Origin of the sequence: Gluconacetobacter tumulisoli (genome assembly GCF_014174155.1) — a bacterium.
Classification (GTDB): domain Bacteria; phylum Pseudomonadota; class Alphaproteobacteria; order Acetobacterales; family Acetobacteraceae; genus Gluconacetobacter; species Gluconacetobacter tumulisoli.
On the sequence record NZ_JABEQM010000018.1, the window covers coordinates 41,832 to 60,019 of the forward strand.

Below are 18,188 nucleotides of genomic sequence, written 5' to 3' on the forward strand. Positions count from 1 at the left end.
GTTCCACAGGAACCCGTTCGCGACCCCTGTTTCGGGGTACAGGCTGTATTGTCCCACGCACGGGGAAGGGGCCAGCCGGCCCGTCAGGAGGAGATGGCGATCCCCTCATGCTTTGCCTTGCGCTCGGGCTCGACATGGATGTGGATCAGGGCCTGGCCGATGCGCGCGCGCAAGGCGGCCTCGATCCGGTCGCAGATCTCGTGGGCGGTGTCGACGCTCATGCCGCCGGGGACGACCAGGTGAAATTCGACGAACGCCATGGCGCCGACGATGCGCGCGCGCAGGTCATGGGCCTCGATCGCGCCCTGGGCGTTGTCGGCGATGATGGTCCGGATGTCCGCTAGCGTGTCGGAATCGGGGGCCTCGTCCATCAATCCGGCGATCGAGGTCCGCATCATGTCCCACCCGACCCGCAGGACGTTCAGCGCGATCAGGCCTGCCAGGGTCGCGTCCAGCCGGACCCATCCCGTCAGCGGGATCAGCGTGAAGCCGCAGATCAGCCCGACGGTGGTCCAGACGTCGGACATGACGTGCTGCCCCGCCGCGACCAGCGTCGGCGACCGCCGCGCCCGCCCGGCCCGCAGCAGGACCAGCGCCCAGGCCAGGTTCAGCACGCCCGCCGAACCGTTCAGCAGGATGCCCGGCAGCGGTGCGCGCGGCAGGACGGGGTGCTGCCAGTCCAGCCAGGCCTCGCGCCCGATGGCCAGTGCCGTCAGGATGACCAGGACGCCTTCGACCACCGCCGACAGATATTCGGCCTTGTAATGGCCATAGGTGTGGTTTTCGTCCGGCGGCAGGCTGGCGACGCGCAGCGCCCATAATCCGGCCAGGGCCGCGACCACGTTGATGATCGTCTCCATCGCGTCGGAATAGAGCGCGATGCTGCCCGTCACCCGCCAGGCGGCGTATTTCAGGGCCAGCGCAACCAGGCTGACGCCCAGGCTGGTCCAGGCGATGGCGTATTTGCTGATCTGCGGCATGGATCAGACCGTATGCGCGTCGGCCAGGGTACAGTGCGCGGCATCCGACAGGGTCTCGATCTGGAAGGTCGGATGGCCGATCCGAAACTGCGTCCGCAATGCCTCGGTCGCGTCGCGCAGCAGGGTGTCGTCGGTGGGTGCGGCGTCGCCGCCAGGGCAGGCGGCACGGACCAGATGCACGGTCAGGGCGGTCTCGGTGGTGCTGAGGGGCCAGATATGCAGGTCGTGCAGGTCCGTCACCCCCGGCAGCGCGCGCAGATAGGCCTCGACTCCCTGCCGGTCGATGGTGCGGGGCACGCGATCCAGCGCCATGTCCAGCGAATCGCGCAGCAGCGACCATGTGCCGGCGACGATCGCGGCCGATACCACCAGGCTGATGACCGGATCGACGCGCAGCCAGCCCGTATAAAGGATCACCCCGCCCGCGATCACCACGGCCAGCGACATCAGCGCGTCCGCCGCCATGTGCAGGAAGGCGCCCCTGATATTCAGGTCGTCGCGGCTGCCGCTGGCGAACAGCAGGGCCGTGACCCCGTTGACCAGGATGCCGACGCCCGCGACCGCCATGATCGTGCCGCCGGCAACGGGGGCGGGGGTTGCTAGGCGCAGGATCGCCTCCCACACGATGCCGCCGGTGACCAGCAGCAGCACGATGGCGTTGGTCAGCGCGGCCAGAATGGACGACCGGCGCAGGCCATAGGTGAAATCGGCGCTGGGGGCGCGTTGTGACAGGCGCTGTGCCAGCCAGGCGGCCGCCAGGGCCAGCACGTCTGACAGGTTGTGCCCCGCGTCGGCCAGCAGCGCCAGCGCATGGGACAGCACGCCCCATGCGGCCTCTGCCGCGACATAGACCAGGTTCAGTGTGATTCCGATGGTGAAGGCCATGCCATAGGAGGACGGGGCGTGCGCGTGATGATGCCCGAAGCCGTGACCGTGGCCATGCCCGTGGTCATGTCCATGGTGGTGATCATGGGAATGTCCCTCGTCGGCATCGTCGTGGGGATGCGTGTGGGAATGGTCGTGCGCGTCGGCCATGGCGTCCTGGATGTCTCGATGTCCGGGGAGGGGCGGGCTTTCTCTAACAGAAGCCCGGACGGCGCGGCCAGCCCCGCGTTGCCACCCCGGGCGCGATGCGTGCGGGACGCGGCCTTTTGCCGCGGCCGGCCGTCGTGATATGGCACGCCCGGAAAGGGTGCGATCCGCCCCATTATCGATCCCCGCCCCCCAACCGAGATGAATCTGGCCGCCGACATGATCAGACTGACCGAAATCAGGCTTCCCCTCGACCATGCGCCCGACGCGCTGGCGGCGGAGATCGTGCGGCGGCTGGGCATCCCGGCCGGGGACTTGCTGGACCATACGGTATTCCGCCGGGGCTATGACGCACGGCGGCGTGGGGCGATCGTGCTGGTCTATACCGTCGATTGCGCGGTGCACGACCAGGACGCGGTGCTGGCGCGGCTGGCGGACGACCGCCATGTCGCCTTGGCGCCGGACACGGCCTATCGTTTCGTCGTGGACGACGGCGCGGCCCTGGCGGCGCGCGACGGATACCGGCGTCCGGTGGTGATCGGGGCCGGGCCGTGCGGGTTGCTGGCAGGGTTGCTGCTGGCGCAGATGGGGTTGCGGCCGCTGATCCTGGAACGCGGCAAGATCGTGCGCGAACGCACCGTCGATACGTTCGCCCTGTGGCGCAAATCGATCCTGACGCCGGAAAGCAACGTCCAGTTCGGCGAAGGCGGGGCGGGGACGTTCTCGGACGGCAAGCTCTATAGCCAGGTCAGCGACCCGCGCCATTACGGGCGCAAGGTCCTGGCGGAATTCGTGCGGGCCGGCGCGCCCGAGGAAATCCTGTACCTGTCGAAGCCGCATATCGGCACGTTCCGCCTGGTATCGATGGTCGAGCATATCCGTGCCCAGATCGAATCGCTGGGCGGCGAATATCGCTTCGGCACCCGGGTCGAGGAGATCCTGATCGTCCGCGACGCTGCCGGCGCCCGGCGGGTGGAGGGCGTGCGCCTGTCCGACGGCGGCATCGTTCCGACCGGTCATGTCGTGCTGGCCATCGGCCACAGCGCCCGCGACACGTTCGCCATGCTGCGCGACGCGGGAGTGGAGATGCGCGCGAAACCCTTTTCCATCGGCGTGCGCATCGAACATCCGCAATCGGTCATCGACATGGCCCGGTTCGGCACGCAGGCGGCCAATCCGCTGCTGGGGGCAGCGGACTACCGGCTGGTGCATCATGCCGCCAACGGGCGCGCGGTCTATTCCTTCTGCATGTGCCCGGGCGGCACCGTCGTCGCCGCGACGTCCGAGGAAGGCCGCGTCGTCACCAACGGCATGAGCCAGTATTCCCGGGCCGAGCGCAACGCCAACGCCGGCATCGTCGTGGGCGTGACGCCGGGGGTCGATTATCCGGACGACCCGCTGGCCGGCATCGCCTTCCAGCGTCACTGGGAACGCCAGGCGTTTCTTGCGGGCGGCGGCGCCTATCGCGCGCCGGCGCAGCGCGTGGGCGATTTCCTGGCCGGACGGCCATCGACCCACCTGGGCACGGTGGAACCGTCCTACCGCCCCGGCGTGACGCCGACCGATCTTGCGACCTGCCTGCCGGACTATGTCGTGGCGGCCATGCGCGAGGCCCTGCCGATGTTCGAGCGACGGTTGCGCGGCTTTTCGATGGACGACGCGGTGATGACCGGGGTGGAAACCCGCACGTCATCGCCGCTGCGGATCCCGCGCGGTCCGGACGGGCAGAGCGTGAACACCGCCGGCCTCTATCCGGCGGGCGAGGGCGCGGGCTATGCCGGCGGCATCCTGTCGGCAGGGATCGACGGCATTCGCGTGGCCGAGGCGGTCGCCCTGACGATGGCCGGTCGCCCGGTGGACGGCCTGATCCGCGAAACGATGACCCACACCGCCGCCGCGCAGTAGCGCGGAGCGGTCGTGCGCAACAGGACGCGGGCAGAAATCGGCGCGCGGAAATCCATGCGTGGCCCGGCTTGCACCGGCATGCCTGTGGCGCGATAGTCGCCGACATGGGGATGGGGTTCCCCCATTAACCGCCCTCGCAAGGGCTGATGACTCCTGCCGTGTCAATCCAGGCGGCAGGGGTGCGTCCGGGCCCCCGCCCGCCATAATGAGGAACGGTTATGTCGTTCTATACATGTCTCGTCGTGATGGTCGGTGGCGCCATCGGGACGCTTGCGCGCTATCTTGTCTCGGTGGCCACGCTGCCGATCAGCCGCTATCTGCCCCGGGGCACGATCTTCGCCATCAATACTCTCGGCTCGTTCATCATCGGTTTCTTCGGCACCCTGACGCTCGCCCACGGGCGCTATCCCCTGTCCGAAAATGCGCGCCTGTTCGTCATGATCGGTCTTTGTGGCGGCTATACGACCTTTTCGTCCTTCAGCCTGCAAACCCTCGACCTGATGCGGGGCGAAGCGTGGGGACGCGCCTTTGCCAATATCGCGCTGTCGATCCTGCTGTGCATCGGGGCGGTCTGGCTCGGCCACGTACTGGCGTCGCGGCTGAATGACGGCGCCGTGGAGATCGTACAGACATATATCGAAGAAGAGGCCTGACCAGGTTCGCCGCCGCCGTGGCCCCGGTTAAAGGGATTCGGCCATCATCCTGACGTCGGCGGCGGGCTGGACGCGTATCTCGTTGACATCCCGGACGGGTGGCTTGCCGAACATGCGCCGGTATTCGCGGCTGAACTGGGACGGGCTGTCATATCCGACGGCAAAGCCCACTTCCGCCGCATCGGCGCCTTCGGTCATCAGGCGCTTCCGCGCCTCCTGTAGCCTCAGGCGGGTTCGATACTGCAGGGGACTCATCATGGTGGCCGCCCGAAAATGGCGATGGAATGATGAGGGGCTCATGCCCGCTATCCGGGCGACGGTCGCGATGTCGAACTGTTCCGCGAAATGGCGCCTGATCCAGCTGATGGCACTGTTGATCTGCGACAGATTGCTTTCGGCCGATGCGATCTGCCGCAGGACGTTGCCCTGTTCACCGTGCAGGAGCCTGTAGAGCAGTTCGCGTACGATCATGGGCGCCAGGACCGGGATGTCCTGCGGGGTATCGAGCAGGCCGACCAGCCGCGCCGCCGGATCGAGAATCTGCGGCGTCAGGGGACTGACGCCCAGGCACATGCAGCAAAGCTGGCCGTGATCCGTCCGTGCGGCGTGCATGTCCAGCAGGAGGGAGGCGATCTGGGCCGGATCGATGGACAGGCAGAGCGACAGGTAAGGCTGTTCGGGCGTCGCCTTCACGACCTGGCCGGTGACCGGAAGGTCCACGGTGGCGATCAGGTAGTTGCTGGCGTCGTAATCGAAGATCCTGTCGCACAGCATGACCTGCTTGCTGCCCTGGACGATCATGCAGAAACGCGGTTCGTACACGCAGTCGACCGGCGTGGTCGGTGCGTCGGCGCGATAGAAGACCAGGCCGGGAATGGCGGTCCGCGCGCTGGCATCCCGGCAATGGCGGGCGATCGTGTCGCGGAGAACGGTCAATGGTTCATGCATCTGATTCTCCCTGCCGAAGGTCCATTTCTCCCTAGCGCAGACGGGTGGGCTTGGCCAACGCAACGGCGCGATGTGATCGGATGATGCAATAAACTGAGTGGATCGTGCTATTGTCTGTGCCGATTCCATGTCGGACAAAAGCCGATTGATCATGAATTCCGATCTGTTGTCATGCCGGCATGGCCGGGGGATGGACTGTTCGAAGTCTATTTCATGATCGGATCATGCAATAAAAAGGCAGTATCGCTCTATCGACCTTCGTCCCCTGTGTTGCATGATCCTCCCATTGAAAGCGGTCGGGCCGCGATTTTCTTTCGATGATACAACGTCGGCGGCGGTGCGTGGCGCAGACGGGACCGGGCCATGCGCGTCGATGCGCCGTCGCACGATAGGTCGTGCGCTCGATGGAGCGGATCGCGGCCAGTCAGCTGACGTGGCCGCGCAACGGGATGCTCTGACCAACGAAGCCGGGCGCGAAATCGGTGTGACCCGATTGCGCTGCGCCCTGGATCGAACCCGCGACATGCCTGTGGGCGTTCGCATTCTGACGGTGCGAGGGATGACCCGCGGCGATGGCCGCGTGCGTCCCGCGCCTCATGAAAAGAGAGATTTATGGGAATAGTAGGTTTCGCGCTGCGACGACCCTATACGTTTCTGGTCGGCGGCGTTCTTATCCTCTTGCTGGGTGTGACAGCGATTTTCCGGACGCCCACGGACGTGTTTCCGTCCATCGACATCCCGGTGGTGACGGTCGTCTGGTATTATGACGGACTGGATGCGGCCGAGACGGAAAAACGTATCAGTACATATACGGAATTTTCCGAAAGCTTCTTCGTCAACAATCTGCGGACGATCGAAAGCCAGACCACGCCCGGACTTGTCTTGCAAAAGCTCTATTTCCAGCCCGGCGTGAATGTCGACCTTGCGATGGCGCAGACGGTTTCGGCCACGAATTCCATTCGTGCCTTCCTGCCGCCCGGCGTCCAGCCGCCGATCATCATGCAGTACAGCGCGTCCAGCGTGCCGGTGCTGCAACTGTCGCTGTCGTCGGACAAGCTGACCGAAAGCGATCTGTACGATTACGGTATCTATCGCGTGCGTCAGCAGCTTGCGCCGATCCCCGGCACGATGCTGCCCCCGCCCTATGGCGGCAAGATCCGGCAGGTCATGGTCGATATCGACCCGGCCAAGCTCGCCGGCACGGGGCTGACGCCGCTTGACGTGTCGAATGCGATCAACGTGCAGAACCTGACCCTGCCGGGCGGGACGGTGAAATTCGGCCCGACGCAATATGACATGCGGATGAACGGGATGCCGGACGTGGCGGCCCGCCTCAATGACGTGCCGCTCAAGCGGGATGCGAAAACCGGGGCGATCCTGCGCATCGGGGACGTGGCGCAGGTGCGCGACGGCACGGCCGTGCAGCAGAACGTCGTGCGGCGGGAAGGGCAGCGCTCGGTCCTGCTGTCGATCATGAAGGCGGGGAATGCCTCCACGCTCGACGTGGTGAATGCGATCCGCAACACGGTCCTGCCGGTGACGCGCGCGTCCGCACCGCCGGGCATGAAGATCGACGAATTGTTCGACCAGTCGGTGTTCGTCAAGGCGGCCATCACCGGGGTGGCATCGGAAGCGGTGATCGCCGGACTGCTGACGGCGGCCATGATCCTGGCATTCCTGGCCAGCTGGCGCTCCACGCTGATCGTGGCGGTCTCGATCCCGCTTGCGATCCTGTCCTCGATCGCCGTTCTGTCGGCAACCGGCGAGACGCTGAACCTCATGACGCTGGGCGGCCTGGCGCTTGCGGTCGGTATCCTGGTGGATGACGCCACGGTGACGATCGAGAATATCCACCGCCTGCGTCACGAAGGGGCCGAACTGCGCCTGGCGGTCCTGGAAGGGGCCGCCGGGATCGCGCTGCCGACCCTGGTTTCGACCCTGGCGATTTCCAGCGTGTTCGTCTCGGTCGAATTCCTGGTCGGTCCGTCGCGCTTCCTGTTCACGCCGATGGCGCTGGCGGTGGTCTATGCCATGCTCGCCTCCTACGCGATCAGCCGCACATTGGTGCCGATCTTCGCCGCCCTCCTGCTGCGGTCCGAGGAGCGCGAGGCCGAACGGCGGCGCGCGGCCAGCCTGCCGCCCGGCCGGATCGAACGGTTCGGCGCCTGGTTCGATCGCGGGTTCGAGCGCCTGCGCGCCGGATATATCCGCATCCTGGTCGGCCTTCTGGCGAGTGCGTGGCAGGTGCCGGCCCTGGCGCTCGTCGTCATCGTCGTGGCGGTGGGGATATCCTCCCAGGTTGGGGAGGATTTCTTCCCCAGCATCGATGCGGGTGAGTTCAAGCTGCATGTCCGTGCGCCGGCCGGGACGCGGATCGAGACGACGGAAAGGCTGTTCGACCAGGTCGAGGATACGATCCGCGAGATCGTGCCGGAGGGCGAGCGCCAGCTCTTGCTCGACAATATCGGCATTCCGTTCCGCTACAGCATGCCGTTCGACGACGGCACGACGATCGGGCCGAATGACGGCCAGATCATGGTCGCCCTGAAGGAGGATCACCACCCGACCGCGGACTATATCCGCACGTTGCGTACGGTGCTGGCCCAACGCTTTCCGGAGTGCGTGTTCTATTTCCAGCCGGCGGACATCGTGACCCAGATCCTGAATTTCGGGCTGCCCGCGCAGGTGGATATCCGCATTGCCGGATACGATGCCGTGACCGATCGCAAGGTGATGCAGGAAATCCGGCAGGAGGTGGCGCGCATCCCGGGCCTGACGGACGTGCACCTGCACCAGCAGATCGAGGCGCCGGAACTGGCGATCGCCATCGACCGGGTGCGGGCGCAGGACCTGGGGCTGACGCTGAACGACGTGGCGCGCAACGTCATGGTCTCTCTGGCGTCGTCCAACACCGTGACGCCGAATTTCTGGGTCGATCCCAATACGGGGATCCAGTACCCGCTGGCGGTGCAGACGCCGCAATATCGCCTCAACGACCTGGGCGACCTGCGCAATACGGTCGTCTCCTCCGCCATGGGGCGGGATCGCACGCCGGCGTTGCTGAACAGCGTTGCGACCATCACGCGCGGCATGGCCCAGAACGTGATTACCCACAGCAACATCCAGCCGACGCTCGATATCGATGCCAGCGCCGAGGGGCGTGACCTGGGCAGCATCGCGCGGGATATCGACCGCGTGATCGCCCGTCATCGCGACGAACTGTCCCCCGGCAACATCGTGGAGGTGCATGGCCAGATCGAAAGCATGCACTCGGCCTTCGCACGGCTGGGCATCGGGCTGATGGTCGCGGCGGTCGCGGTCTACCTGCTGATGGCGGTGAACTTCCAGTCCTTCATGGATCCGTTCGTCGTCGTGCTGGGCCTGCCGGGGGCCATGTGCGGCATCGTGTTCATGATGTTCGTGACCGGCACGACCTTTTCCGTGCCGTCGCTGATGGGCGCGATCATGAGTGTGGGCGTGGCCAGCGCCAATTCGATCCTGCTCGTCACCTTCGCCAAGGAACGCCGGGCGGAGGGGCTGACGGCCGCCGAGGCGGCGCTGGCCGCCGGACAGGCGCGGCTGCGTCCGATCCTGATGACGTCGCTGGCCATGGTCATCGGCATGCTGCCGATGTCGCTGGGGCTGGGCGATGGCGGCGAGCAGAACGCGCCCCTGGGGCGCGCGGTGATCGGCGGGCTGATGATGGGAACCTGCGCCACGCTGTTCGTGGTGCCCTGGCTCTATAGCCGCCTGCGCAGGCGCGAGAGCCGTATTCTGGAGGATTATAGCGATGTCTGAGCCTGTGTCTCCGACCACGGAAGGGCGCGCGACGGGACGCCGGACCGGGAGTTTGATCGGCCTGGGGCTGGCCGCGGCCCTGGGCTATGGGGTCTATGCCCATGTCGAACGGGGCGTGGCCGTGCGCGCCCTGGCGATGCAGAGGCAGGAACTGGTTCCCGCGGTGCGGACGATGCAGGTTCGGGAGGAGACCGATCCGGCGTTGCTCGACCTGCCGGGCGAGACGGCGCCGCTGGAAACGGCCGCGATCGGCGCGCGTGCTTCCGGCTATATCGAACGGCGCTTCGTGGATATCGGCATGCCGGTGAAGGCGGGACAGGTGCTGGCGATCATTCGCGCGCCGGAGCTGGACCAGCAGGTGGCACACGCCCAGGCCATGCTGGGACAGGCACGGGCCGACCTCGACCTGGCGCGGGTGACGGCGCGGCGGTCGGGCGGCCTTGTCGGCGGCGGCGCGGTCAGCAAGCAGAATTTCGATACCGACCGCATCATGCAGCAGGCCCGCCAGGCCGAACAGGACGCCGCGCACGCCGCCTGGGCCGAAACCGCGCAACGCCAGGCCTATACAAGCGTGACGGCGCCGTTCGACGGGGTGGTGACGGCCCGCACGGTCGAGGCCGGGGACCTGGTGAGCGCCGACAGCACGGGCGCGCAGCCGCTGTTCGTCGTGGCGCGTACCGACCGGCTGCGCGTGCGGGTGCATGTGCCGCAGGAGGAAGCGCGTGACGTCTCGGTCGGCGCGCGGGCCGTTGTCATCGTGCCCGAGCGGCCGGGGCAGGCATTCGCCGGCACCGTCGCGCGGACGGGCCATGCGCTGGAACGCGACAGCCGGATGCTGCCGGTCGAGATCGAACTGGACAATCGCGACGGCCGGCTGGCGGCAGGCCTGTATACGACTATCCGTTTCGCATTGCCGCGTGACACGCGCACTGTCCTGATTCCCGCCGAAGCCCTGCTTTACGAGGCGGACGGCCTGTCCGTCGCGACCGTCGATGCCGACAATCGCATCCGCATGCATCGTGTGGCGGTCGGGCGCGATTATGGCGACCGCATCGAAATCCAGGACGGCCTGCCGGATGGCAGCCAGCTTGTGATCCATCCGCCATCGGCGTTGCACGACGGCAGCCCGGTCGCGCCCCGGCCGGACGTGAAGGGAGCATGAGCGTGCGTGCGGATATCTTCGGCCGTTATGGATTGTCGGCCGCCATGGCCGTGTTCCTGTCAGGCTGCACCATGATCCCGGATTATCATCGTCCAACGGCCCCGGTGGCGGCGTCATGGCCGAAAGGGTCGGCCTACGGCGCCGACATGACAGATACCGCAACGGGTTTTCAGGATTGGAAGAAATTCTATCGGGATCCGGTCATGCGGACGCTGATCGGCATGGCGCTGGACAACAACCGAGACCTGCGGATCGCCCAGCATCAGGCCGAGGCGGCGAGCGCCCAGTTCGACATCGAAAATGCGGCTCTGTTTCCGACCCTGAATGGGGGGGCGGCCGCCAGTATCCAGAAGGAATATTCCCGGATCTGGAGCCTGTCGCAGAGTTCCGGCCCGTTCTACATGCGCCAGTATGCGGTGGGTTTCGGCGTTTCGGCCTATGAAATCGATCTGTGGGGCCGCATTCGCAGCGCGTCGCAGGCGGCGTTCGACCGCTATATGGCGGACGCCCTGTCGCGCGAGAGCATGCGTATCAGTGTGATCGCCGGCGTTGCCTCGGCGATGCTGGCCTGGACGGCCGACAACCAGGCGGTGCTGGTCACGCAGGACGTGCTGGACAACCGCCGCCGCACCTATGCGCTGGTGCGGCAGACGGCGCAGGTCGGAACCGGCACGCAGCTTGACGTGGCACAGGCGGAATCCGACCTGCATGACGCCGAAACCAACCTGCAGATCTACACGCGCCAGCGGGCCGAGGCCCTGAACCAGCTGGAGTTTCTGGTCGGCGCGCCGCTGCCGGCCGAAACGATGCAGGCGCTGGCGACCAAGACATCGCTTGCCACCGTCGAAGGGTTTCCGGACGTGCCGCCCGGCCTGCCGTCGGACATGATCGCGCGCCGGCCGGACATCCTGTCGGCCGAGGGCGCGCTGCGGGCCGCCAACGACGATATCGGCGCAGCCCGGGCCGAATTCTTTCCCAAGATCCAGATCACCGCGGCGAACGGCACGGCCAGCAACAATATCACCCGCCTTTTTCAAAGCGGCATGGGGGCCTGGAACGTGGCGCCGCAGATCACGCTGCCGCTGTTCGATGCCGGACGCCTGACGGCCGAACTGAAGATGGCGCGGGCACGCAAGAAGGAGGAGGTCGCCCGATACGAAAAGACGATCCAGACCGCGTTCAGGGAAGTCGCGGATGCCCTGGCGGGGCGTGGCACCTATCTCGGCCAGCTTTCGGCGCAGGAGGCGCTGATCGCGTCCAGCACGCGGCAATATCGCCTCGCCCTGGCCCGCTTCCAGGCGGGATACGACCCGTACCTGGAGACATTGGTGGCGCAGCGGACCCTGTATGCGGCGCAGCTGGGCGGGATCACGACCCGGCTGCAGGCCATGTCCAACAGTGTCACGCTCTACAAGGCGCTGGGCGGCGGCTGGGCCGAGGCGGTTCCGCCCCGGAAATCCCCGGCGATCGATCATATTCTTTGAAGTGACAGTAACGAGGAAAGCAGATCGGGCTTTGCCCGAACCCGCCCGGGCCTGGGGCCCTGAACCCCGATCACGGATAAAACGACTGGATTTCCAAGGGGCAGTGCCCTGAAATCTGTCGAAGTGTCCCGTCAGAGAAACGAAACCGGGTCGATATCCACGTCGATCCGCGCCCCGCGTTCGGGTTTCACCAGCGTCAGCCAGTGACGCAGCAACGGTTGCACCGCGACGTCGCGGCGCGTGCGCAGCAGCAGGCGCCAGCGGTGGCGGCCGCGCAGGATCGCCAGTGGGGCAGGGGCCGGGCCCAGCACCTGCAACCCTTCCCCATGCGGCGCGGCGTGACCCAGGGCGCGGGCGGTCGCGTCGGCGGCGTCGGGGGTGTCGGCGCTGACGATCAGCGCGGCCAGGCGTCCGAAGGGTGGCCAGAAGCCGGGCCGGCGCTGTTCGGCCTCCTGCCGCATGAAGGCTTCGAAATCGCCCGAGACCAGCGCCAGCATCACCGGGTGGTCGGGCGTGTAGCTTTGCAGCATGACATGCCCCGGCGCCTCGGCACGGCCGGCGCGGCCGGCGACCTGGTGCAGCAATTGCACCGTCCGTTCCGCCGCGCGCAGATCGCCGCCGCCCAGCCCCAGGTCGGCGTCGACCACGCCCACCAGCGTCAGGTGCGGGAAATGCCAGCCCTTGGCGACGATCTGCGTGCCGATCACCAGATCGATTTCGCGCCGCGCGATCCGGGCGACGGCGTCGGCGGTGGCGGCGGGGCCGGGCAGGGTGTCGCTGGCCATCACCAGGATCCGCAGGTCGGGAAAGGTCGCGCGCGCTTCTTCCGTGATGCGTTCCACCCCCGGACCGATCGGCGTCAGGCTGGCCTCCGCATCGCATTGGGGGCAGGCCGGGGGCACCGGTTCCTGGTAGCCGCAATGATGGCAGGTCAGGATCTGGCGCACGCGATGTTCCACCAGCCACGCGGTGCAGTTCGGGCATTGCATCCGGTGCCCGCAGGTGCGGCACAGGGTCAGCGGCGCATAGCCCCGGCGGTTGAGGAACAGCATCGCCTGTTCGCCGCGCCCCGTCGCCTCGGTGATCGCCGCCGTCAGCACCGGCGAGAGGAACAACCCGCGTTCGGGCGGATGGGCGCGCATGTCGATCGTGCGCACCGCGGGCATCGTCGCCCCGCCATGCCGCGCCGTCAGGACCAGATGACGGTACCGTCCCGCGCCGACATTGGCCAGCGTCTCCAGGCTCGGCGTCGCCGATACCAGTACCACCGGCGCGCCGGCCACGCGCGCCCGCACCACTGCCATGTCACGGGCGTGATAGGTGACGCCGTCTTCCTGCTTGAAGGCGGTCTCGTGCTCCTCGTCCACGATGATCAGGCCGAGGTCGGGGAACGGCAGGAACAGCGCCGACCGCGCGCCGACGACGACCGCGGCCGCGCCGTCCGCCACCGCGCGCCAGGTGACGCGGCGCAGGCGGGGCCCCAGGTCGGAATGCCACAGCGCCGGTTCGGCGCCGAATCGGCGGGCGAAGCGGCCGGTCCATTGCGACGACAGCGCGATTTCCGGCAGCAGCACCAGCGCCTGTCGCCCCCGGGCGACGCAGGCGGCGATGGCTTCCATGTAGATCTCGGTCTTGCCCGATCCGGTGACGCCTTCCAGCAACGTCACCGAGAATCCGCCCTGTTCCGCCAGGGCGCGCAGGTCGCGCGCGGCGTCGGCCTGCTGTCCCGTCAGGACCGGTGGCCGATGGTTCGGGTCGGGCCGGACGAAGGCGGGTGGGGCCGCCATTGGGGCATGACGCAAGGCCCCGGCATCGGCCAATCCGCGCACGACGCCGGGGCCAACCTCGGCGCGGCGGGCGATCTCGGCCGCCGTCAGCGGGCCGTGGGCCGATACGATCTCCAGCACCTTCCGCCGGGCGGGCGTTTCGCGCAGGCCGGGTGGTGGCGGGTCGGCGATCGTCCATCCCAGGACGGGCGCGGTGGGGATCGTCGCGGTCGTGCGCAGCGCCATCGCCAGCACCAGTCCGGGTGGCGACAGCGTATAGGCCGCGACCCAGTCGACGAATCGGCGCAGGCCGTCGGGCAGCGGGGGCAGGTCCAGCCGGGCGGCGACGGGTTTCAACCGTCCGTCCGCCACCGTCGGCATCGGGGGGGGGGCGAATTCGGGCGGCAGGACGCTGTCATGGTCCCAGACCACGCCGGTTTCCGTCCGCCGCCCCAGCGGGACGGTCACGATGTCGCCGGGGCGCAGGCCGGTGGCGGCCAGGCTGTCCGGCACGGCATAGTCGAACGGGCCGGGGAAGGGCAGCGGCAGCAGGACCCGCACGCGGGGCCGGACCGTCGTTCCCGGCTTTCGCGTCGGGTCGCGTTTGTCTAGACTCGCATGCGCCATGCCGTTTTCTATCGTTCCCTTCGCCGCGTGTCTCGCCTGCCGTCGCGGAACAGCGTGATGGTAGGGGACGCGCCATGACCGGGGCCGAAGCGCGCGAGGCCTTCCTGGCCTGGCTGCATGACGAGCGGCGGGCGTCGCCCCTGACGGTCGAGGCCTATCGGGGCGATCTGGTCCGCTTTCTCGATTTCATCGGCGGCCATGTCGGGGGCGAGGTCGACCTGGACATGCTGGATCGCCTGTCGCTGACGGATCTGCGCGCGTGGCTGGCGTTCGAACACGCCGAATCGCTGCGGCCCCGTCGCGACGGCCGGGCCAGCACGCAGGATCGCGCCGCCCGCACCCGGGCGCGGCGGGTGTCGGCCATGCGGTCGTTCTTTCGCTATCTCGCGCGCCGGCATGGCGGCACCAATCCCGCGCCGCGCCTGCTGGCCGCCCCGCGCGCGAAGGCCACCCTGCCGCGTCCCCTGACCCGGGACCAGGCGCTGGAGGTCCCGCAGGGCGTGGGGGACTTGGCCGTGACGCCGTTGGCGCGCGTGCGCGACGGGGCGTTGTTCCTGTTGCTGTACGGATGCGGCCTGCGGATTTCCGAGGCCCTGGGCCTGGATGTCCGGGACCTCGATCATGCGCTGGCGCGCGGCGGCACGCTGCTGATCCGCGGGAAGGGCGGGCGGGAACGGCTGGTGCCCGTCCTGCCGGCGGTGCGGCAGGCTCTGCTGGACTGGCGGGCGCGGCATCCCGCGCCGTTGCCCGAGGCGCCGCTGTTCCCCGGCGTGCGGGGGGGACGGCTGCAACCCGCCGTGGCGCAGCGGGCGATGCGGACGTGGCGGCACATGGCCGGCCTGCCTGACCACGCGACGCCGCATGCGCTGCGTCATTCCTTTGCCACGCACCTGATGACGGGCGGGGCGGACCTGCGGACCATCCAGGACCTGCTCGGCCATGCCAGCCTGTCGACGACCCAGCGCTATACCCTGGCGGACGAGGCGCGGCTGATGGAGGTCTGGGCCCGCGCGCATCCCCGCGCGGACACGCCCGACCGGGCGCCGGACCCGAAGTGACCCACCTGAATGAGTGAAGGACCGATGATCGTGACGACCGCATCCCCGCGCCTGCCTTACCCGCCCATCGAACCCTATGACCGGGGATATCTGGAAACTGGCGACGGCCACACGATCTATTGGGAATTGTGCGGCAATCCCGACGGCATCCCCGTGGTGTTCCTGCACGGCGGTCCCGGCGCCGGATGCAGCCCGATGCAGAGGCGCCTGTTCGATCCCGCGCGCTACCGCGTCCTGCTGTTCGACCAGCGCGGCTGCGGCCGGTCGACCCCACATGCGGAACTGGAGAACAACACCACCTGGCACCTGGTCGAGGATATCGAACGGCTGCGCCGCCTGACCGGCGTCGCGCGCTGGCAGGTATTCGGCGGATCTTGGGGATCGGCGCTGGCACTGGCCTATGCCCAGACGCATCCGGAGCGCGTCACGGCACTGGTCCTGCGCGGGATCTTCACGCTGCGGCGAGCGGAATTGCTGTGGTATTATCAGGAAGGCGCGTCCTGGCTGTTTCCCGACAAGTGGGAGGCCTTCCTGGCGCCGATCCCGCCGGAAGAGCGCGGGGACCTGATCGCCGCCTATCGCCACCGCCTGACCAGCGACGATCCCGCAATCCGCACTCCGGCCGCGATTGCCTGGAGCCTGTGGGAAGGCGAGACCCTGACGCTGCGTCCCGCGCCCGCCCTTTCGGTCCAGCATGCCGACCCGGACTACGCGCTGGCCTTCGCGCGGATCGAGAATCATTATTTCGTCCATGGCGGCTGGCTGGAGGAAGGCCAGTTGATCCGTGACGTCGACCGGATCCGCCACATCCCCGCGGTGATCGTGCAGGGACGCTATGATCTGGCCACGCCGGTGCGCACGGCATGGGACCTGCATCGTGCGTGGCCCGAGGCCGCGTTCCATCTCGTCGACGATGCGGGACACGCGGTGTCCGAGCCGGGAATCCTGAATGCGTTGCTCGACGCCACCGACCGGTTTGCCCGCGCGCCCTGATGGCCGGCCGGTGCGGATCCGCTTGTCGGTTCTCGGCCTGTCGATCCTGATCCTGGGGTCGGGGGGCACCGGCCCGGCGCGGGCCCAGGATGGGGCCTGCGAGGTGATCCGGGTCGCGCGGGTGCCGCTGCGCGACGACGGGGGGTATCTGTCCTTTCCGGTTTCCATCGCCGGACAGGCGGTCAGCATGCTGGTCGATACCGGGTCGGAAGGCGGGTTGGTGAACGATGGGGCGGTCCGGGCCTTGCGGCTGGCGATCGATCCGGATCGTCGCACCGTCATGCATGGAACCGGCGGCCTTGCGGGGGTGGTGCCGAACGTCGTCGTCCCGGACATGCGGATCGGTGACGTGCGGCTGGGGGACATGTCGATTCCGGTGGGCGATCTGCCGGGTCAGCCGATGATTCGCCCGGCGATCGCGGGTCTGCTGGGTGGCGACGTGCTGGCGCGTTTCGACGTGGAGCTCGACGTGGCAGGCGGATGGCTGTCGCTGTGGCGGGTGGGTGCTGGGTCGCTGGCCTGCGGCGGTCCACCGGCCTGGCGGGGGGAGTACGATACGATTCCCCTGGGGCGGGAGGGGCACCGCGTGACGATCGACGCGGAGCTGGATGGCACGGCGATGACCGCCCTGGTCGACAGCGGCGCGCGGTCGCGCATCGTTTCCACCGCCATGGCCGAACGGGTCGGGGTCGGCCCCGACCGGCTGGCGGTGGATCCAGGAGGGGAGAACAGCGGTGTGGACGGGCGCGCGATCGCTTATCGCTGGCACCGGTTCACCAGCCTGCGCATCGGCCGTGAACTGGATCGGGGGCCGGTGCTGACGGTCGCGCCGCTGCATGATCGTGCGGATATGCTGCTGGGCGCGGATTGGTTCGCCGCGCATGCTGTCTGGATTTCATACACGACCGGCCGGATGTTCGTCCGCCGGTCGCCGCACTGACGCGGGACGGCCGGCGGGACCTGGTGTCGTCCCGCCGGCGCCCGGTTGTCAGCCCTTCAGGCGGGCGTTGCAGACGCTGTAATAGCCGCCGCCCTTCTGGATCCATTTCAGGCCGCCATTGCCGTTGGTCGCCTTGTTGGCGTTGTACTGGTCAAGGCAGGTGTGCATCCGGGCCTTGCCGGCGGTCTCGCCGGTATATTTCGGCGACACGGCGCTCGGCAGGACCGCGTTGCCGGCGGCGACGGGTGCCGGTGTCGCGGGTGCCGCAGGGGCGGAGGCGGCCGGTGCGGCCGCGGGGGCGGCGGCCGGTGCTGCCGCTGGCGTGGCCGGTGTCGGCGTGGCGGCGTCGGGCGTCGCGCATTGCGTCGCCTTGAACTGGGTGTAGGTCTGGCCCTGGACGGTGCCCGCCTTTCGTGCCGCGTTGAACTTCTTGTAGCACGCCTGCGCCGCGCTGACCGCGTGGGCATGATCGGGCATGAGCGAGAGGGCCGGGGCAGTCAGAAGCAGTGCGAACGCGAGGCGGCCGCGAAGAGCAATAGCCATGTGGAAGGCAACCCTTTCCGGTTTCGGAACGGAATCGCGAAGCAACGCGCCCCGCGAACCGGTCTGTCTGGACAGGAATCCATAACAGTTTGACATCAATACGGAAAGAAAAAGGCCGGTCCCGGGGTGGCTGTCCCCGGGCCGGCCTTGTCCTGTCGCCCGGGGGCGTTGCCCCGGGGTAGAAGGGGTCAGTCGATGCGTTCGCCGTGGAGGACCATGTCGAGGCCTTCGACCTCCTGGTCCTGGGTGACGCGCAGGCCGATGGCGAGGTCGACGATCTTGAGCAGGACGAAGGTGGC

At 68.0% G+C, this 18,188-nt stretch carries 14 protein-coding genes and 1 riboswitch; of the genes, 8 read left to right on the top strand and 6 right to left on the bottom strand.

Annotation, left to right across the window (positions count from 1 at the left end):
* Positions 1-83: 83 nt before the first annotated feature.
* Positions 84-980 (bottom strand): cation diffusion facilitator family transporter, encoded by an 897-nt coding sequence (locus HLH28_RS16235; protein WP_182961130.1) that lies wholly within the window; start codon positions 978-980, stop codon positions 84-86.
* A gap of 3 nt (positions 981-983) precedes the next feature.
* The gene (locus HLH28_RS16240; protein WP_182961132.1) at positions 984-2,015 is read right to left on the bottom strand and encodes a cation diffusion facilitator family transporter; all 1,032 of its coding nucleotides are present in this window, start codon (positions 2,013-2,015) and stop codon (positions 984-986) included.
* Between the two features lie 216 nt (positions 2,016-2,231).
* Between HLH28_RS16240 and HLH28_RS16245 the strand changes: the two genes are divergently transcribed.
* Both HLH28_RS16245 and crcB read left to right on the top strand, forming a co-directional pair.
* Complete coding sequence (locus HLH28_RS16245; protein ID WP_182961134.1) at positions 2,232-3,917, top strand: NAD(P)/FAD-dependent oxidoreductase; 1,686 nt, start codon at positions 2,232-2,234, stop codon at positions 3,915-3,917.
* Between the two features lie 97 nt (positions 3,918-4,014).
* Positions 4,015-4,080, top strand: a riboswitch (Fluoride riboswitch).
* Positions 4,081-4,135: 55 nt separating this feature from the next.
* Entirely contained in the window at positions 4,136-4,570 is a 435-nt protein-coding gene (gene crcB, locus HLH28_RS16250; RefSeq protein WP_182961137.1) for a fluoride efflux transporter CrcB, read from the top strand.
* A 27-nt stretch (positions 4,571-4,597) separates the two neighbouring features.
* On the opposite strand, the gene HLH28_RS16255 is transcribed toward crcB, so the two are convergent.
* Entirely contained in the window at positions 4,598-5,518 is a 921-nt protein-coding gene (locus HLH28_RS16255) for an AraC family transcriptional regulator (RefSeq protein WP_182961139.1), read from the bottom strand.
* A 612-nt stretch (positions 5,519-6,130) separates the two neighbouring features.
* Between HLH28_RS16255 and HLH28_RS16260 the strand changes: the two genes are divergently transcribed.
* From HLH28_RS16260 to HLH28_RS16270, 3 genes are read left to right on the top strand one after another with little or no spacing between them, the layout of a single operon-like run.
* Entirely contained in the window at positions 6,131-9,316 is a 3,186-nt protein-coding gene (locus HLH28_RS16260; protein ID WP_182961141.1) for an efflux RND transporter permease subunit, read from the top strand.
* The gene (locus HLH28_RS16265; protein ID WP_182961143.1) at positions 9,309-10,478 is read left to right on the top strand and encodes an efflux RND transporter periplasmic adaptor subunit; all 1,170 of its coding nucleotides are present in this window, start codon (positions 9,309-9,311) and stop codon (positions 10,476-10,478) included. Before HLH28_RS16260 ends, HLH28_RS16265 begins: the two co-directional genes overlap by 8 nt.
* Positions 10,475-11,962 carry an efflux transporter outer membrane subunit gene (locus tag HLH28_RS16270; protein WP_182961145.1) on the top strand — a complete coding sequence of 496 codons (1,488 nt, stop codon included), beginning with the start codon at positions 10,475-10,477 and terminating at the stop codon, positions 11,960-11,962. The genes HLH28_RS16265 and HLH28_RS16270 overlap by 4 nt, the downstream gene beginning before the upstream one ends.
* A 131-nt stretch (positions 11,963-12,093) precedes the next feature.
* Here HLH28_RS16270 and HLH28_RS16275 read toward each other — a convergent pair whose 3' ends face one another.
* Positions 12,094-14,355, bottom strand: a complete 2,262-nt coding sequence (locus HLH28_RS16275) for a primosomal protein N' (protein ID WP_182961147.1) — start codon at positions 14,353-14,355, stop codon at positions 12,094-12,096.
* Between the two features lie 74 nt (positions 14,356-14,429).
* Between HLH28_RS16275 and HLH28_RS16280 the strand changes: the two genes are divergently transcribed.
* From HLH28_RS16280 to HLH28_RS16290, 3 genes are read left to right on the top strand one after another with little or no spacing between them, the layout of a single operon-like run.
* Complete coding sequence (locus HLH28_RS16280; protein WP_182961149.1) at positions 14,430-15,413, top strand: tyrosine recombinase XerC; 984 nt, start codon at positions 14,430-14,432, stop codon at positions 15,411-15,413.
* Between the two features lie 30 nt (positions 15,414-15,443).
* Positions 15,444-16,406: a prolyl aminopeptidase gene (pip, locus tag HLH28_RS16285; protein WP_338029755.1), complete on the top strand. Its 963-nt coding sequence runs from the start codon at positions 15,444-15,446 to the stop codon at positions 16,404-16,406.
* 16 nt (positions 16,407-16,422) lie between these two features.
* Positions 16,423-17,346 (top strand): aspartyl protease family protein, encoded by a 924-nt coding sequence (locus HLH28_RS16290; RefSeq protein ID WP_408869862.1) that lies wholly within the window; start codon positions 16,423-16,425, stop codon positions 17,344-17,346.
* Positions 17,347-17,394: 48 nt separating this feature from the next.
* On the opposite strand, the gene HLH28_RS16295 is transcribed toward HLH28_RS16290, so the two are convergent.
* Positions 17,395-17,889 carry a hypothetical protein gene (locus HLH28_RS16295; RefSeq protein ID WP_182961155.1) on the bottom strand — a complete coding sequence of 165 codons (495 nt, stop codon included), beginning with the start codon at positions 17,887-17,889 and terminating at the stop codon, positions 17,395-17,397.
* 188 nt (positions 17,890-18,077) lie between these two features.
* The coding region (locus HLH28_RS18290; protein WP_182961157.1) for an ammonium transporter at positions 18,078-18,188 on the bottom strand (111 nt) is incomplete at its 5' end.

Bases quoted from the DNA above. Each gene is read 5' to 3' on its own strand.
- HLH28_RS16245 (WP_182961134.1), top strand. From the start codon at position 2,232: ATGATCAGACTGACCGAAATCAGGCTTCCCCTCGACCATGCGCCCGAC.
- crcB (WP_182961137.1), top strand. From the start codon at position 4,136: ATGTCGTTCTATACATGTCTCGTCGTGATGGTCGGTGGCGCCATCGGG.
- HLH28_RS16235 (WP_182961130.1), bottom strand. From the start codon at position 980: ATGCCGCAGATCAGCAAATACGCCATCGCCTGGACCAGCCTGGGCGTC.
- HLH28_RS16280 (WP_182961149.1), top strand. From the start codon at position 14,430: ATGACCGGGGCCGAAGCGCGCGAGGCCTTCCTGGCCTGGCTGCATGAC.
- HLH28_RS16275 (WP_182961147.1), bottom strand. From the start codon at position 14,355: ATGGCGCATGCGAGTCTAGACAAACGCGACCCGACGCGAAAGCCGGGA.
- HLH28_RS16270 (WP_182961145.1), top strand. From the start codon at position 10,475: ATGAGCGTGCGTGCGGATATCTTCGGCCGTTATGGATTGTCGGCCGCC.
- HLH28_RS16240 (WP_182961132.1), bottom strand. From the start codon at position 2,015: ATGGCCGACGCGCACGACCATTCCCACACGCATCCCCACGACGATGCC.
- HLH28_RS16265 (WP_182961143.1), top strand. From the start codon at position 9,309: ATGTCTGAGCCTGTGTCTCCGACCACGGAAGGGCGCGCGACGGGACGC.
- HLH28_RS16260 (WP_182961141.1), top strand. From the start codon at position 6,131: ATGGGAATAGTAGGTTTCGCGCTGCGACGACCCTATACGTTTCTGGTC.
- HLH28_RS16255 (WP_182961139.1), bottom strand. From the start codon at position 5,518: ATGCATGAACCATTGACCGTTCTCCGCGACACGATCGCCCGCCATTGC.
- HLH28_RS16295 (WP_182961155.1), bottom strand. From the start codon at position 17,889: ATGGCTATTGCTCTTCGCGGCCGCCTCGCGTTCGCACTGCTTCTGACT.